This is a genomic window from Micromonospora sp. NPDC047762 (genome assembly GCF_043204655.1).
In the GTDB taxonomy this organism is placed as follows: Bacteria; Actinomycetota; Actinomycetes; order Mycobacteriales; family Micromonosporaceae; genus Micromonospora.
In genome coordinates, this window is record NZ_JBIDCQ010000002.1 from 270,946 (window position 1) to 286,216 (window position 15,271).

Here is a 15,271-nt window from a genome sequence, read left to right on the forward strand (position 1 = left end):
CTGCTCGCGGACCGGACTCAGGCATGATGGCGGGCATGACGGAGACCCCGCATCCCCTGTACGACAGGCACGCCGACACCCTCAACCGTGCGCTGACCGCGATCACGGAGCGGGGCTACTGGTCCGCCTATCCCGAATCCCCCAGCCCCCGGGTGTACGGCGAGACCGCCGCCGCCGACGGTAAGGCCGCCTTCGAGGCGTACCTCGGTGGTGACTTCCCGCTCGACCAGCCCGGCACTGGCGTTCGGGTCGCCACCGAGACGAGCCCGTTCGGGGTGGAGTTGGCGGTGCGTTACCCACACGCCGGCCCCGGTGAGCTGATCAACGCCGCCTCCGCCGCGCTGCCGGCGTGGCGCGACGCCGGCCCGCAGGCCCGGGTGGGCGTCTGCCTGGAGATCCTCGACCGGCTGCACAAGCACATCTTCGAGCTGGCCAACGCTGTGCAGTTCACCAGCGGGCAGGCGTTCGTGATGGCCTTCCAGGCCGGTGGCGCGCACGCGCTGGACCGGGCGCTGGAGGCGCTGGCGTACGCGTACGCCGAGATGACCCGGCACCCGGGCACGGCGGGTTGGGAGAAGGCCGCCGGCAAGGGTGACCCGCTGCGGATGACCAAGACGTTCCACGTGGTGCCGCGTGGGGTGGCGCTGGTGATCGGCTGCAACACCTTCCCGACCTGGAACTCGTACCCAGGGCTGTTCGCCTCGCTGGTCACCGGCAACCCGGTGATCGTCAAGCCGCACCCGCGCGCGGTGCTGCCGCTGGCCATCACCGTGAAGTACGCCCGGGAGGTGCTCGCCGAGGCCGGGTTCGACCCGAACCTGATCATGCTGGCGGCCGAGGCTCCCGGTGAGAAGCTCGCGAGTGACCTGGCCCTGCACCGGGCCATCCGGATCGTCGACTTCACCGGCTCCACCGAGTACGGCGACTGGCTGGAGACGCACGCCCGGCAGGCATCGGTCTACACCGAGAAGGCCGGCCTCAACACCGTCGTCGTCGACTCCACCGACGACTTCGCCGGCATGTGCCGCAACCTCGGGTTCACGCTGACCCTCTACAGCGGGCAGATGTGCACCACCTCACAGAACATCCTCATCCCGGCCGGGGGCATCGAGACCGACCAGGGGCACAAGAGCTTCGACGAGGTGGCCGGCGGGATCGCCGCCGTCGTCGGCAAGCTCACCGCCGACCCGGCCCGGGGTGTGGAGCTGACCGGTGCCATCGTCAACGACGGGGTGCTGGAGCGGCTGGCCGAGGTGACCAAGGTCGGCGAGCCGGTGCTGGAGTCGCGGGCCGTGGCCCACCCGTCGTACGCCGACGCGGTGGTGCGTACCCCGACGATCGTGAAGCTGACCGCGGACGACTCGGAGACGTACGGCCGGGAATGGTTCGGGCCGATCTCGTTCGCCATCGCTACCGACTCGACCACGCACAGCCTGGAGCTGCTGCGCCGGACGGTCGGCGAGAAGGGCGCGCTCACCGCCGGTGTCTACTCGACCGACGAGGCGGTGCTGGACGCAACCGAGGCGGTGGCGGTCGAGGTCGGGGTGCACCTGTCCTGCAACCTCACCGGCGGTGTCTTCGTGAACCAGTCGGCGGCGTTCTCCGACTTCCACGGCAGTGGAGCCAACGCGGCGGCCAACTCGGCGCTGACCGACGGGGCGTACGTGGCGAACCGGTTCCGGATTGTTCAGTCGCGGCGTCACGTGTAGGTGGTCGCGGTTGGGGGTTTCCGGGGCAGCCCGACCCGCTTCGGGCGGTCAGGCTTGATCCCTGCGCGGGTCGGGCTGCCCCGGAAACCCGTTGTGGGCACGGCGGTGGCGTCGCTGCCGGCTTTTTTAGGGCATCTCAGTGGTTCTGCCTTGGGATGGTTCTCTGTTCTAGGCTGTTCGGCGCATCTGTAGCTCGGTCAGGGCTGGGATGTTCGGGTGGGGGACCCGTACCCCGGTGTCCTTGAAGCCCAGACGCTGGTAGGCGCGATAGGCGCGGTCGTTGCCGACCACCACCTCCAGCAGCAGTTCCGGCCGGCCGCAGGCCCGCGACCAGGCGGCCACCCCGTCGATCAGCTCGCCGAGCAGGCCACTGCCGCGCCAGGTCGGCGTGACGTACACGGCGTAGATCACGGTCAGTCCCGGTTCGTTCGGGTGGGTCGTACCACCGGCGTGCCCGACCAGCCGGCCGCCCGGGTCGGCGACGAACTGCGCGTTACCGGCACCGGCCGAGGTGTACGCGACCCGGGCGGCGAACTCGTTGTGCGGTCGGGCCGCCGCGTCCGCCAGGGTCTCCAGGAAGGCCAACGGCGCGTCGGCCAGCATCTCCAGGCGCAGCGCCCGCATCCGGGCGGCGTCCTCCGGCCGGACCCGGCGGATCTCCGCGAGCCGCACTGTCGGCGGGCCCATGTCGGTGGTCATGTCCGCATGCCTACCACAGGGCAGGGATGGCGTTTCGCGAGCTGGGCCCGATCGCCGTCATCTCGGGGCCGCCCGGCGAACGCCCCTCCATTCTGCAATGACGCGGGCGAATCCGGTGGCTCGGGAATCCGGCCGATCAGCGCGGCCGGTGCGCCTCGGAGTGTGTCTGTTTTGTGGCCGTGCGCGGCCGTCAGTCCTCGTGTAGCGTGCGATTTCGGTCACCTTCTTCAATGGCGGTCATCGATCGCTGAGTCGGTGGTCCGGGGCGTCCGGCCGTGCCGTGCGCCGAGTCAGGCAACGCCGGGCAGAGTGAGGGAAGTGCACAGTGGCACAGGGCTCCGTGAAGTGGTTCAACGCCGAAAAGGGCTACGGCTTCATCGCCGTCGACGGCGGGCAGGACGTTTTTGTCCACTTCTCCGCGATCGAGATGGACGGTTACAAGGCGCTGGACGACGGTCAGCGGGTCGAGTTCGAGATCACCCAGGGCCAGAAGGGCCCACAGGCAGAGCACGTACGCGTCATCGACTGAGCTTCCTGGCCGATCGGCCCCGTGAGTCGGGGCTGCGGCAGGGGCGTGCACCCGGGAAGATCGTGAACCGTTCCAGCCGATGCTGAGGAGCGTTCATGACCGACCAGCCACCCCCGCACACTCCGTCCTCCGGGTCGGGGGAGCCGGACCCGTCCTCGCCCGCCGGCAGCCCCGGCCCCGCCGGTCCGCCGCCCGGCTGGGGGCCGGGCACGCCCCCGGCCGGCCCGTCCTCCGGCCCCGCCGGTCCGCCGCCCGGCTGGGATCCCGCGCAGGGTGCCTGGGGTGCGGCCCCGCCGCCGCAGGGCTGGGCGTTCCCGCCCACCGGGGGCTACCCGCCCGGGTCGGGTCCCTACGGCGGGCAGCCGTGGTACCCGGGGCCGCCGGTCGGCTGGTACCCGCCCGGTTACGGGGTCGACCCGAACGACGCCCTGGTCACGCCACCTGGCGCGGGTATCGGCGGCTGGTTCAACCGCTGCGGAGGAGCGCTGCGCCGGGGCTGGCGGCAGTTGGTGCCGATCATGCTGCTCACCCAGGTGCTGCCCGCGGCGGTGCTCTCGGTGGTCTCCCTCGGGCTGGACCCGTCGGCGAAGTGGGCCGCGCAGGCCGGATCGACTTCGACCCCCGCGCTGCCGGACAATTTCGTCGCCGAACTGCTGAGCCTCCTGGTCCTGCTGCTCGGCGGCAGCCTGGTCGTCGGGTTGGTGCAGGCCGTCGGGTGGGCCGCCGGCACCTGGGTGATCACCCAGCAGGCGGCCGGTCAGCCGGCCAGCCTGGAGTCCGCGCTGCGCTACGGCCTGCGTCGGGCACTCGGGCTGTGGGCGTGGACCCTGCTGGTCAGTCTGCTCATCGGCGTCGGTGTCTGCTTCTGCGTGCTGCCGGGCATCTACCTGGCCTTCGCGCTGAGCATGGCCGGCCCCGTCTATCTCTTCGAACGGCACAACCCGATCGGTCGATCGTTCCGGATGTTCCACGACCGACTCGGCCTGCTGCTCGGACGGGTGGCCCTGGTGGCCGTGGCGGTGATCGTCGGCACGCTGATCCCCGGTGGCCTGGAAGGGATCGGCACCGGCGCGCTCGGAACGGACCCGTTCTCCTCGGCGGGTACCGCCGCCGGGGCGGTGGTGGTGATCGGGATCACCGCCGTGCTGGCCCTGCCGGCCCATCTCGCGCAGATGGTCGGTCTGCTGGTGACGTACGTCGAGCAGCGTGCCCATGAGGCGCCGGTGAACAGCGCTGGACTGGCTGCGGAACTCGGCTGAGCGGCGGCATCGTGCTTGCACTCGGCAGGGGAGAGTGCTAAACAAGTCATTGGCACTCGCATACCGTGAGTGCCAACGGTCGGGACGGTGGGGCCAGGTTGTGCCGGTGTGGAGACACCGGGGCAGCACATGGCCGGTCGTCGCGGGCTATCCGGCCCGGCCGAAGGACGTCGTCGTCGCCAGGTGGCGACGTCCCTAGGTGCGCACACCAGGCGGCCCATCCGGGGCACACATCTCGGGTGGCCCGTGAGTGTCCAGGAGGACAACGCCGTATGGCCAAGATGATCGCTTTCGACGAAGAGGCTCGCCGCGGCCTCGAGCGGGGCATGAACCAGCTCGCCGACGCCGTAAAGGTGACCCTCGGCCCCAAGGGCCGCAACGTCGTGCTCGAGAAGAAGTGGGGTGCCCCCACCATCACCAACGATGGTGTGAGCATCGCCAAGGAGATCGAGCTCGAGGACCCGTACGAGAAGATCGGCGCTGAGCTGGTCAAGGAGGTCGCCAAGAAGACCGACGACGTTGCCGGTGACGGCACGACGACGGCGACCGTCCTGGCCCAGGCCCTGGTTCGCGAGGGCCTGCGCAACGTGGCCGCCGGCGCCAACCCGATGGCCCTGAAGCGGGGCATCGAGGCCGCGGTCGCGAGCGTCTCGGAGGAGCTGTCCAAGCTCGCCAAGGACGTCGAGACCAAGGAGCAGATCGCCTCCACCGCCTCCATCTCCGCTGGCGACAGCACCGTCGGCGAGATCATCGCCGAGGCGATGGACAAGGTCGGCAAGGAAGGCGTCATCACCGTCGAGGAGAGCAACACCTTCGGGCTGGAGCTGGAGCTCACCGAGGGTATGCGCTTCGACAAGGGCTACATCTCGGCCTACTTCATGACCGACCCGGAGCGTATGGAGGCCGTCTTCGACGACCCGTACATCCTGATCGCCAACAGCAAGATCTCGTCGGTGAAGGACCTGCTCCCGATCCTGGAGAAGGTCATGCAGTCGGGCAAGCCGCTGCTGATCATCGCCGAGGACCTGGAGGGCGAGGCCCTCGCCACCCTGGTGGTCAACAAGGTCCGTGGCACCTTCAAGTCGGTCGCCGTCAAGGCGCCGGGCTTCGGTGACCGCCGCAAGGCCATGCTGACCGACATCGCCATCCTCGCCGGTGGCCAGGTCATCAGCGAGGAGGTCGGCCTCAAGCTCGACGCCGCCACCGTCGACATGCTGGGCCGCGCCCGCAAGGTCGTGGTGACCAAGGACGAGACCACCATCGTCGACGGTGCCGGTGACGCCGAGCAGATCCAGGGCCGGGTCAACCAGATCCGGGCCGAGATCGACAAGAGCGACTCCGACTACGACCGCGAGAAGCTGCAGGAGCGGCTGGCCAAGCTGGCCGGCGGCGTCGCGGTCATCAAGGTCGGCGCGGCCACCGAGGTCGAGCTCAAGGAGCGCAAGCACCGCATCGAGGACGCCGTTCGCAACGCGAAGGCGGCCGTCGAAGAGGGCATCGTCCCGGGTGGTGGCGTCGCGCTGGTGCAGGCCGGCAAGACCGCCTTCGACAAGCTCGACCTGGTCGGCGACGAGGCGACCGGTGCGAACATCGTCAAGGTCGCGCTGGACGCCCCGCTGCGGCAGATCGCCGTCAACGCCGGCCTTGAGGGCGGCGTCGTGGTGGAGAAGGTCCGTAACCTCGAAGCGGGTCACGGTCTTAACGCCGCCAACGGCGAGTACGTCGACCTGCTGGCGGCGGGCATCATCGACCCGGCCAAGGTGACGCGTTCGGCGCTGCAGAACGCCGCTTCCATCGCGGCGCTCTTCCTCACCACCGAGGCTGTTGTCGCGGACAAGCCGGAGAAGACCCCGGCTGCCCCGGCTGGCCCGGGTGGCGGGGACATGGACTTCTGAGTCCAGTTCCGACACCGAACGGGGCGGGCCGCTGACGCGGTCCGCCCCGTTCGTCGTCAGGTTGGCAGTGGGCGCTGGTTGCGCCGTTTCTGTGCCCGGCTGTACGGCGGGAGCAGCTGGATCGGCGCGTCCACCATCTCCTGCGACTCCTCGGCCACCGGCGGCTCGCCGTCGGTGGTCATCTCGGCCAGTTGCTCGGCGTCGCCGTAGTCGAGCCTGTCGAACGGCAGTTGGCCGGGGAGTTCACCCACCGGTTTCCAGGTGATCGGCGGGCCGTCCTCGGTCTGGTTGTCATCCGTGGTCATGGCTGCCTCCTCTACCGAAACGGTAGGGGGCGTCGTTGGCCGATGCGGGCGAATGGATCTATGTCCTGTTTGCCCCGGTTATCCCCCGGACAGGGTCCGCCGGTACAGGAAGAAGACCCGCTCGATCCGCGCACCCGCGCTGCCCGAGTAGAACGGCACCGGTCCTACCCAGCCGATCTGTGCCCGGTCCAGCCCCACCGCCCGCTGGTCGCGCAGGCAGCGCCGCAACAGCACCCCACCGATGCCCGACCCCTCCGCGGCCGGTGCGGTGCCCATCGGCCCGAACCAACTCGGCCGGGACGACCCGTACGCGGCGAAGCCGAGCACCTCGCCGTCCCGCTCCGCCAGGTGGCAACCGGCGTCGGCACGCCCCACCGAACCGGCCAGCTCACCGTCCCACGTTCCGCCGAAGGTGGACCGGGCGAACGCGGTCAGCGCCGGAAGGTCCGCCGGCTCCGCCCGGCGTACCGTGACGCCCTGGTCGGCCAGCCGCCGCTCCGTCGCCTCGGTGGACCGCAGTGCCGGCGACCCGTCGTACGACAGGTCCGCGGTCATGTTCCAGGCGGTCCGGTCCTGCTGGTAGCCGAGCGCGAGGGCGGCGCAGACCGCCGGCGTGTAGCGGACGTCGATCCCCGGCCACGCGTAGTACGGCGGGTTCCCGGCCAGCAGCACCTCGGTCGCCCCACGGTCGGCGAGCACCCGCTCGGCCCGCTGGAGCAGCGCCCGGCCGACGCCCCGACGCCGCTGATCCGCAAGGACCGCGACCAGGTCGACGTGCCCGATCCCCGGCTCGACCGACGACACCGAACAGATCAGCACCCCCACCAGGTCCGCACCTCGGTACGCGCCCAGCCCGACCACGGGCCGGTCGGCGGCGGCGGCCCGGGTCCAGAGCACGTCCACGATGGAAGCCGCCTCGGCGGAGTCCTCGGGCAGGTCGAGCGCCTGCTGGCAGAGCTGTACGACGCTGGTGACCAGGTCGGCGGTCAGCTCGGTGACGGTGATCTCGGCGTCCATGGTCGCCGACCCTAGATCACCGGATGTCGAGCCGCACCCCCGCCCGTGGGGCGACGATCAGCCCTGGGCGGCGCGAACGGCGGCGTAGGCGTCGACCTGGCCGGCGCCGGTGACGTTCGCCGGAGCGCCGCAGGCGTCGGAGGGACTGTCGGAGCGATAGGTGGGCGTCACCTCCGTGGCGGTGTCGCGCAGGATCTGCCGGGTCCGGGTCACGTCGCCGACCAGCGCCGGGTTCGCCGACCACATCAGCGCGACCACCCCGGCCACCTGCGGGGTCGCCATCGACGTGCCGTCCAGCTCGGCGTAGGTGCCGCCCGGCATGGCCGACACCACACCCACTCCCGGTGCCAGCACGTCCGGTTTACCCGAGCCGCCCGGCACCGGCCCGCGCGAGGAGAACTCGGCGACGCGCCGCTGGTCGTCCACCGCGCCCACTGTCAGCACGTCCGGGTAGGGGGCGGGCGGATCGTCGATCGACGCGCACCACGGGCCGGTGTTCCCGGCCGCGGCGACCACGAAGATCCCGGCGGCGTCGAGGGCGGCGGTGGCCGGCCGCAGAACGCGCTGGTCGCAACCCTCGATGGGCGGGCAGCCCCACGAGTTGGTCAGCACCTGCGGGGCGCGCTCCGGACGGCCGTCGGTGAACGGATCGCCGCCGGCCGGGAAGGGCGCCAACATGAACTGGAGACAGTCCAGGTAGTGCGCGGGGCTGCCGAGGTTGCGGTCCAGGTTCACGCAGCCCACCCACTGCGCGTCCGGGGCCACCCCGATGCCGTCCCGCCCGACCGCGCTGCCCACCGTGTGGGTGCCGTGCCCGCCCTTGTCGGTCGGGCTCCGGGTGTCGTCCCACGGGTCGAACCAGGAGTCGTCCCCACCACGGAACCCGGCCCGTAGCGCCGGATGGCCGCCGTCCACCCCCGAGTCGGAGCTGCCGACCACGATGCCCGCGCCGGTGACCCGGAGTTGGGACCACACCCGGTCGGCGCCGATCTGACGGATGTTCCACTCCGGGCCGGTGGGCTTGGGCAGGGTGCCGCGGCTCTGCCCGGCCGGGGCCGGCAACGGTCGCAGGCGCTGGCTGACCAGCACCCGCGCCACCTCCGGCCGGCGGGCGAGCCAGGCCCGCACCGCCGGGCCGCCGTCCACCTCAACCGCGTTGACCAGGTAGTACGACACCGGGTCGAGCCGCAGCCGGTTCAACCCCCGGAGCAGGTCGCCCTGGCTCCGCTCGGCGGTCGTCACCAGCCGCCGGTAGACCTCCGCCGCGCGGGCGTCCCGTCCGGCCCGGCCCGGCGCGGCGGCCGGGAGACCGCTCAGGTCGGCCTGCGTACGCAGCACCACGAACAGCCGCTCGCCGTACAGGCCCGGCTGGCCGGGGCCGAGGTCGACCGCCCCGAACGCCACCAGCAGCACCACGGCCGCCAGCGCTGCCATCCGCCTGCTCGGGGTGCGTGCCGTCGGTCGGGCGAGCAGCACCGCGTACCCGATGGCGACCAGGACCGCGACGGCGAGCCCGACGCCGGCGGCGGCCGCCACCCAGAACGGGATGTCCCGGGTGCCGACCAGCAGCAGGCTGATCTCTTCCGGGTCGGTGAAGGCCAGCGGGCCGAGCGCGGCCAGGCCCACGAGCCAGCCGGTCGCCGCTCGGCCGGCACGCACGGCCTCAGCCGGCTCGGCGGTGGGCCGCCGGGTCGCGGCCCAGAGCGCGGCCTCGGCCGGGTCGGGGGAGGGCCGCCAGGTCGCGGCCCAGAGCGCGGCCAGCGCGAAGCCCACCGGCGGCAGGGTCAGCAGCGCGGGCAACTGCGCGCCGGACTGCCCGGTCCCGGCCGCGAGCAGCAGCAGCGCCACCCCGGCGACCAGACCGCCGACCAGCACCAGCCGAGCCGGCCGGGGTGGTCGCCCAACAGCGAACTGGGCCCAGAAGGGGGCGTCCAGCAGTGTCGCGGCGAGCACCCCGAGCGCGGCGGCCGCCACCAGCGCGAGAGCGGTCTCCAGGAGGCCACCGAGCGCGCCAAGCCAGGCCCACGGCAGCAGCAGTGCCAACCCGGCGGCCACCGCGAGCAGCGGCACCGGGCCGACACGGCGCACGCGCCGTCCGACCGACTCCGCGCCTCCGGTGGCCTCGGGCGGCGTGGTGTTGCCGTCTCTGGTGGCCTCGGGCCGCGTGGCGTCGCCGCCTGCGGTGGCCTCGGGCCGCGTGGTGTCGCCGCCTCCGGTGAGTGCCGGGCCGCCGACCGAGCCGACCAGCCCGGGGTACGCCCACCGGCGCGCCGACCAGCGCACGGCGAGCGCGCTGAGCGACGCGGCACCGGCCAGCGCGGCGAGGTACGCCTCATGGTGCACCGGCGGCACGGCCCGCAGCACTGTGAGCACGCCGAGCGCGATCGCCCCGATCAACCAGGCCCGCCCGGTGGCCCGGACCGCACCCGACCGGGGCAGGACGGTCAGCAGGAGGGCGGGCGTGCCGGCCAGCACGACGGTGGCCAGGCCGAGCACCGGCCAGAGCCAGCCGAGCCGGTCCCGTCCGAAGCCCAGCAGCACCTGATCGGTGAGCCAGCCACCGGTCTGGGTGCCCACGGTGACCGCAACCGTCCAGCAGCCGACCAGCACGGCCGCGACCACCGGCCACGGGGAACTGCTGTCGCTGGGGCCCTGGTACGCAGGTTGACCTTGCATCCGAGAACCTTACGACTACGAGGAAGGGTTTCGACCCGACCGTCGGGTTCCGAGGCACGAGGAACGGTGCAGATCTTGGACAGTTTCCGTCATCGCGTGACGGAAACTGTCCAAGATCTGCGATGGGTCGGCCTGGATGGGGTCGCGGGACGTGTCGTGCGCTCCGGAGCAGGTAGGCGCGGTGCGGGGCGGGCGGCGAATGTCGACACGGTGGCTCGACGGTTACGGTGGACAGGTGCGCGACCCCAATGTCTCCCGATCCGTCGCCGGTCAGCTCTCACCGGTCCGCCGTGCGTCCGACCTGCGTCGACTGCGTGCCGAGCGCTTCGACGTGCTGGTCATCGGGGGCGGGGTGACCGGAGCCGGTGCCGCCCTGGACGCTGCGTCCCGTGGCTTGAAGGTGGCGCTGGTCGAGGCACGTGACCTTGCCGCCGGGACGTCCAGCCGGTCCAGCAAACTCATCCACGGTGGCCTGAGGTATCTGGAGCAGTTGGAGTTCCACCTGGTCCACGAGGCGCTCACCGAGCGCGGCCTGCTGGCCACCCGGCTCGCGCCGCACCTGGTACGCCCGGTGCCGATCATGGTGCCGCTGCCGGCCGGGCGGGGCCTACGGGACCTGCCGGCCCGGGTCTTCCGGCGCTCGTACTACGGCGCCGGGGTGGCCGCGTACGACGCCTTCGCCGGGATTCTCGGCGGGGGTCGGGGGATGCCCCTGCACCGTCACCTGACCCGGGAAGGCGCCCGGCGGATCTTCCCGAGTCTGCGGGCCGACGCGCTGGCCGGGGCGATCCGCTACTACGACGGGCAGGTCGACGACGCGCGGCTGGTTGTCACACTGGCCCGCACCGCGGCCAGCCTCGGCGCCACAGTGGTGAGCAGTGCCCGCGCCGTCGGGCTGATCCGGCAGGCCCGCGAGGTGACCGGCGTTCGCGTCCGGGACCTGGAGGCGCCACCGGGCTCGCCGGACGCGGAGTTCGAGGTGCAGGCCCGCACCGTCATCGCCGCCACCGGCGTGTGGAGCGACGACATGTCCCGGATGCTGAACGACGTCGGCCTGCGACCCGGCATCCGGGTGCGCGCCTCCAAGGGGGTGCACCTGGTGGTGCCCCGCTCGGCGATCACCGGCGAGACGGGGCTCATCCTGCGTACGGCGAGTTCGGTGCTCTTCGTCATCCCATGGGGCGGGCACTGGATCATCGGCACCACGGACACCGACTGGCGACTGGACCGTTCCCACCCGGCCGCCTCGGCCCGCGACATCGACTACCTCCTCCAGCAGGTCAACACCGTGTTGGAACGGCCGCTGACCACCGCCGACATCGAGGGGGTGTACGCCGGGCTGCGCCCGCTGCTGGCCGGCGAGGCCGACTCGACCTCGAAGCTCTCCCGGGAGCACGCGGTCTTCGAGCCGATGCTCGGGCTGCTGCTGGTCGCCGGCGGCAAGTACACGACGTACCGGGTGATGGCGTCCGACGTGGTCGACCGGGCCGCTCGCCGACTCGGTGGCGCTCGCTCGTCACGCACCGCCGACCTGCCGCTGCTCGGCGCCGACGGCTACCCGGCCATGTGGCGGGACCGGGCCGACCTGGCCCGCCGGCACGGCGTGCCGGTGGGCGTGGTGGAGCACCTGCTGGAGCGGTACGGCACCCTCACCCTGGACCTGCTGGCGCTGGTCGACGCCGATCCTCTGCTGGCGTCCCCGCTGGCTGGTGCTCCGGAGTATCTGGCGGCCGAGGTCGCGTACGCGGCGCGGGCCGAGGGCGCGTTGCACCTGGAGGACGTGCTGACCCGGCGGACCCGCATCTCGTTCGAGACCAGCCACCGGGGGCTGGAGTCGGCGGAGCACACCGCCGAGTTGATGGGGGCGGTGCTCGGTTGGGACGCGGCCACCCGGGCGCGGGAGGTCGAGCACTACCGGGTTCGGGTGGAGGCGGAGCGGCAGTCCCAGTTGATGCCGGACGACGCGACGGCGGACGCGGCCCGTCTCGGCGCTCCGGACGTCAGGGGTTACGCGGCCGACCGGGGCGACGACACCCAGGCGGAGCTGCGCTCGTCCGCTCGATGACGAATTGCGACGTTACCGATGGGTAACCATCGATACCGGCCCGGATGGTGGTTTCGGACGCTACCTACGGTGGGGTAGGTTTCCGCGCGTGCTAGCCCGCGCGCGCCCTCATCTGCTCCTACCCTTGCTCGCCGTCGCGCTCGCCGGTGCCCTGACCGGGTGCTCCCTCTTCGACGGAGACAAGCCGAGCACCCCGGTGGCGCAACCGACCCCCGGCACGGCGGGTGGCGGCTCGCAGCTGGAGATCCCCACCACCGTCGCCGCCGGTCAGGTCAGCCTGCTCCAGCGGCTCGGCGAGGACGGGCCGATGCGCACCCTGAGCGTCGAGCGGAACGGCGCGTGGCAGTGCGTCGACTGCGCCGGCGACGGCGTGACCTCCCGGGGCACCCTCGCACCGGAGCTGACCGAACGGCTCCAGGTGCTGCTCGCCAACCCGAAGCTGGCCGACGAGACCGATCAGGCCCGGCGGTACCGGACAACCTGCATCGACGCGCTGACGTCCAGCCTCATCACCTCGGCCGGGCTGATCACCTCGCAGGACTGCCCGGGCGAGGAGCTCACGCCGGTCGCCGGGGAGATCCTGCTGCTGCTCACCCAGGCGACCCCGGCCGAGGTCAAGGGCTGACCGCAGCCGCTCAGAGCACCTTGCCCGGGTTGAGCAGGCCGGCCGGGTCGAGCGCCGACTTGATCGCCTGATGCACCCGGACACCGACCGGCCCGATCTCCCGGGCCAGCCAGTCCCGCTTGAGCAGCCCCACCCCGTGCTCACCGGTGCACGTGCCGCCCAGGTCCAGGCCGAGCCGCATGATCTCGTCGAAGGCCCGCCGACCCCGCTCCACGCTCGCCGGGTCGGCCCGGTCGACAACGATGTTCGGGTGCATGTTGCCGTCCCCGGCGTGCCCCACCACGCCGATCGGCACCGCACACTCGGCCGCGATCCGGGCGACCCCGTCCAGGAGCGCGGCGAGCGCGCCGCGCGGCACCGCCACATCGTCGATCACCAGACCGCCGATGCCGCCCGGGTAGGCGTCCGCCGCGAACTTCTCCATGGCCGGGTGGGCCAGCCGGCGAGCCTGGAGCAGCGCCGCCGCCTCCACCGCGTCGGTGGCCGCGTAGACCTCGTCGGCGCCGACGGCCTCGCACACCTCCGCCAGCACGGCCAGGTCGTCCGCCGCCCGGGAGCCGGTGTCGGCGGCGGCCAGCAACAGGGCCTGCGCGTCGGTCCGCAACCCCATCGGTTGGTACGCCTCGATCGCCCGCAGGTGGGTCTGGTCCAGCAACTCCAGCAGGCTGGGGGTGAGCCCGCGAGCCGCGATCTCGGCCACCGCCGCGCCGGCCGTGGCGGTGGATCCGAAGACCGCCACCAGGGTCAGTGAGTCAGCCGGGGCGGGGCGCAGCGCCACTGTCACCTCGGTGATCACGCCGAGGGTGCCCTCCGAACCGACGAACAGTCGGGTCAGGTCGTAGCCGGCCACCCCCTTGGCCGTACGCCGGCCGGTGCGCAGCACCTCACCGGAGGCGAGCACCACCTCCAGGCCGAGCACGTACTCGGTGGTCACTCCGTACTTCACGCAGCACATGCCGCCGGCGTTGGTGGCCACGTTGCCACCGATAGTGGACGACTCCCAGGAGCCGGGGTCCGGCGGGTACCAGAGGCCCTGTTTCGCCACCGCCCCGGCCAGGGCCGCGTTGACCACCCCCGGTTGGACCACAGCGATCCGGCTCACCGGGTCGATCTCCCGGATCTCGTTCATCGCGACGGTGCTGAGCACCACCGCGCCGTCCACCGCGTTCGCCGCGCCGGCCAGCCCGGTCCGTGCGCCCTGCGGCACCACCGGTACGCCATGCCGCGCCGCCGCCTGGATCACGGCGACCACCTGCTCGGTGTCGCGCGGGCGGGTCACCACCAGCGGGACTCCGGCGGCGCACAGGTCGGCCTCGTCCCGCTGGTGCAGGCGCAGCAGGTCCGGGTCGGTGAGCACGGCGTCGTCACCGAGCGCGGCGCGCAGGTCGTCGAGGAGCGCGGTGGGGGCCATGCAGCCGAGGTTAGGGCGCTACCAGGCGATCATCAACATGATCGACTGGTCGGGTTAACTTGGCACCATGCTCTACCTGGACCGGCCGGCCTGGCCGTGGCGCGGTCGGCTCTGGTCGCACCTGATCAGTGACGTCTCGTACGCCGAGCTGCACGCCTTCGCCGAGGCGCTCGGCGCGCCCCGGCGCGGCTTCGACCGGGACCACTACGACATCCCGGCGGACCGGTTCGCGGCGGCGGTGTGGCTCGGTGCCCAGGTGGTGCCGAGCCGGGAGCTGGTCCGGTTGCTCCGCGCCGCCGACCTGCGTCGGCCGAAGCACCTGGTCAACCCGCGTTCTCGGGTGCCGCGGTGAGGGTGGCCAGCTCGCGGCGCACATTGTCCCGGGCGGGCTCTTCCCACCGGCTCGCCAGCGGTGGCGACCGGAACAGCGCGGGCAGCGACAGCAGTCCGGTCAGCACGGCGGCCCGCCCAGCCCGGAAGGCAGGCTCCGGCACGTGGGCGTACTCCTGGCGGATCGCCGCGGCGTAACGCTCGTAGGTGGCCGCTGGCGCGGCCAGCACGGCCAGGTCCGCGTCGCAGAGCAGCGCGCCGTCCCGGTCGCCCGGCGTCACAGCGTGCCCGGCGGTGAGCAGCACCAGCCGGCGCGCCTCGGCCACCGTGGGCGCCGGCACCCCGAGCCCGGTAAGCACGCTCTCGGCCAGCGCGGCGCTCTCCCGTTCGTTGGCGTCGCCGTCGGCCCGGGGGTCGTAGACCGCGTCGTGGAACCAGGCCGCCAGCCGGACCCCGTCGGCCCTTGCGGCCAGGTCGGCGTGCTGGTCCACCACATCGAGCACCGCCGTCAGGTGGGCCACCGTGTGGTAGTGCCGGTGCGGCTCCCGCCAACGGGCGATCAACTGCTCGCCGGCCCTGGTGACATCCGGCTCGGGCCTCGCGCCGGCACCCCGGGCCGCCGCCCGCCACCGGTCCAACAGATCAACCACCGCCCGAGTCTGCCGCATCCGCCCGCGACGCGCGGGTAGGGAGGGTTCAGCGGGGCCACCACGGGTAGTCGCGCCCATGGCCGTGGCCCGGGACAAGCGAC

At 72.5% G+C, this 15,271-nt stretch carries 13 protein-coding genes; 7 read left to right on the forward strand and 6 right to left on the reverse strand.

Annotation, left to right across the window (positions count from 1 at the left end; all coding sequences use genetic code 11):
- The first annotated feature begins 35 nt into the window (after positions 1-35).
- A complete protein-coding gene (gene paaN, locus ACGF3C_RS06745; RefSeq protein WP_393219551.1) occupies positions 36-1,709 on the forward strand; it encodes a phenylacetic acid degradation protein PaaN in 1,674 nt (557 codons plus the stop codon).
- 168 nt (positions 1,710-1,877) lie between these two features.
- Here paaN and ACGF3C_RS06750 read toward each other — a convergent pair whose 3' ends face one another.
- Positions 1,878-2,408 carry a GNAT family N-acetyltransferase gene (locus ACGF3C_RS06750; RefSeq protein ID WP_357234668.1) on the reverse strand — a complete coding sequence of 177 codons (531 nt, stop codon included), beginning with the start codon at positions 2,406-2,408 and terminating at the stop codon, positions 1,878-1,880.
- Positions 2,409-2,733: 325 nt separating this feature from the next.
- Here ACGF3C_RS06750 and ACGF3C_RS06755 point away from each other — a divergent pair, with 325 nt between their 5' ends.
- From ACGF3C_RS06755 to groL, 3 genes are all read left to right on the forward strand, one after another.
- On the forward strand, positions 2,734-2,937 hold the full coding sequence (locus ACGF3C_RS06755) for a cold-shock protein (RefSeq protein ID WP_355005844.1): 204 nt from the start codon (positions 2,734-2,736) through the stop codon (positions 2,935-2,937).
- Between the two features lie 95 nt (positions 2,938-3,032).
- The gene (locus ACGF3C_RS06760; protein ID WP_393219556.1) at positions 3,033-4,196 is read left to right on the forward strand and encodes a hypothetical protein; all 1,164 of its coding nucleotides are present in this window, start codon (positions 3,033-3,035) and stop codon (positions 4,194-4,196) included.
- A 272-nt stretch (positions 4,197-4,468) separates the two neighbouring features.
- The gene (gene groL, locus ACGF3C_RS06765) at positions 4,469-6,091 is read left to right on the forward strand and encodes a chaperonin GroEL (protein WP_355005842.1); all 1,623 of its coding nucleotides are present in this window, start codon (positions 4,469-4,471) and stop codon (positions 6,089-6,091) included.
- A 56-nt stretch (positions 6,092-6,147) separates the two neighbouring features.
- Here the strand turns inward: groL and ACGF3C_RS06770 are convergent, their stop codons facing one another.
- From ACGF3C_RS06770 to ACGF3C_RS06780, 3 genes are all read right to left on the reverse strand, one after another.
- Positions 6,148-6,396, reverse strand: a complete 249-nt coding sequence (locus tag ACGF3C_RS06770; protein WP_357233180.1) for a hypothetical protein — start codon at positions 6,394-6,396, stop codon at positions 6,148-6,150.
- Positions 6,397-6,474: 78 nt separating this feature from the next.
- Positions 6,475-7,413 (reverse strand): GNAT family N-acetyltransferase, encoded by a 939-nt coding sequence (locus ACGF3C_RS06775; protein WP_357233177.1) that lies wholly within the window; start codon positions 7,411-7,413, stop codon positions 6,475-6,477.
- A gap of 57 nt (positions 7,414-7,470) precedes the next feature.
- Entirely contained in the window at positions 7,471-10,089 is a 2,619-nt protein-coding gene (locus ACGF3C_RS06780; RefSeq protein ID WP_393219560.1) for a S8 family serine peptidase, read from the reverse strand.
- Between the two features lie 199 nt (positions 10,090-10,288).
- Between ACGF3C_RS06780 and ACGF3C_RS06785 the strand changes: the two genes are divergently transcribed.
- Positions 10,289-12,154 (forward strand): glycerol-3-phosphate dehydrogenase/oxidase, encoded by a 1,866-nt coding sequence (locus ACGF3C_RS06785; protein WP_357227842.1) that lies wholly within the window; start codon positions 10,289-10,291, stop codon positions 12,152-12,154.
- 88 nt (positions 12,155-12,242) lie between these two features.
- Positions 12,243-12,779 carry a hypothetical protein gene (locus ACGF3C_RS06790; protein WP_393219563.1) on the forward strand — a complete coding sequence of 179 codons (537 nt, stop codon included), beginning with the start codon at positions 12,243-12,245 and terminating at the stop codon, positions 12,777-12,779.
- 10 nt (positions 12,780-12,789) lie between these two features.
- Here ACGF3C_RS06790 and ACGF3C_RS06795 read toward each other — a convergent pair whose 3' ends face one another.
- A complete protein-coding gene (locus tag ACGF3C_RS06795) occupies positions 12,790-14,190 on the reverse strand; it encodes an FAD-binding oxidoreductase (protein ID WP_393219565.1) in 1,401 nt (466 codons plus the stop codon).
- A 67-nt stretch (positions 14,191-14,257) separates the two neighbouring features.
- Here ACGF3C_RS06795 and ACGF3C_RS06800 point away from each other — a divergent pair, with 67 nt between their 5' ends.
- Positions 14,258-14,542 (forward strand): DUF4031 domain-containing protein, encoded by a 285-nt coding sequence (locus tag ACGF3C_RS06800; protein WP_357227851.1) that lies wholly within the window; start codon positions 14,258-14,260, stop codon positions 14,540-14,542.
- Here ACGF3C_RS06800 and ACGF3C_RS06805 read toward each other — a convergent pair.
- A complete protein-coding gene (locus ACGF3C_RS06805) occupies positions 14,514-15,170 on the reverse strand; it encodes a metal-dependent phosphohydrolase (protein ID WP_393219568.1) in 657 nt (218 codons plus the stop codon). The two genes, ACGF3C_RS06800 and ACGF3C_RS06805, sit on opposite strands and share 29 nt — an antisense overlap.
- Between the last annotated feature and the right edge of the window lie 101 nt (positions 15,171-15,271).

Bases quoted from the DNA above. Each gene is read 5' to 3' on its own strand.
- ACGF3C_RS06770 (WP_357233180.1), bottom strand. From the start codon at position 6,396: ATGACCACGGATGACAACCAGACCGAGGACGGCCCGCCGATCACCTGG.
- ACGF3C_RS06785 (WP_357227842.1), top strand. From the start codon at position 10,289: ATGTCGACACGGTGGCTCGACGGTTACGGTGGACAGGTGCGCGACCCC.
- ACGF3C_RS06750 (WP_357234668.1), bottom strand. From the start codon at position 2,408: ATGACCACCGACATGGGCCCGCCGACAGTGCGGCTCGCGGAGATCCGC.
- groL (WP_355005842.1), top strand. From the start codon at position 4,469: ATGGCCAAGATGATCGCTTTCGACGAAGAGGCTCGCCGCGGCCTCGAG.
- ACGF3C_RS06760 (WP_393219556.1), top strand. From the start codon at position 3,033: ATGACCGACCAGCCACCCCCGCACACTCCGTCCTCCGGGTCGGGGGAG.
- ACGF3C_RS06780 (WP_393219560.1), bottom strand. From the start codon at position 10,089: ATGCAAGGTCAACCTGCGTACCAGGGCCCCAGCGACAGCAGTTCCCCG.
- ACGF3C_RS06795 (WP_393219565.1), bottom strand. From the start codon at position 14,190: ATGGCCCCCACCGCGCTCCTCGACGACCTGCGCGCCGCGCTCGGTGAC.
- ACGF3C_RS06800 (WP_357227851.1), top strand. From the start codon at position 14,258: ATGCTCTACCTGGACCGGCCGGCCTGGCCGTGGCGCGGTCGGCTCTGG.
- ACGF3C_RS06775 (WP_357233177.1), bottom strand. From the start codon at position 7,413: ATGGACGCCGAGATCACCGTCACCGAGCTGACCGCCGACCTGGTCACC.
- paaN (WP_393219551.1), top strand. From the start codon at position 36: ATGACGGAGACCCCGCATCCCCTGTACGACAGGCACGCCGACACCCTC.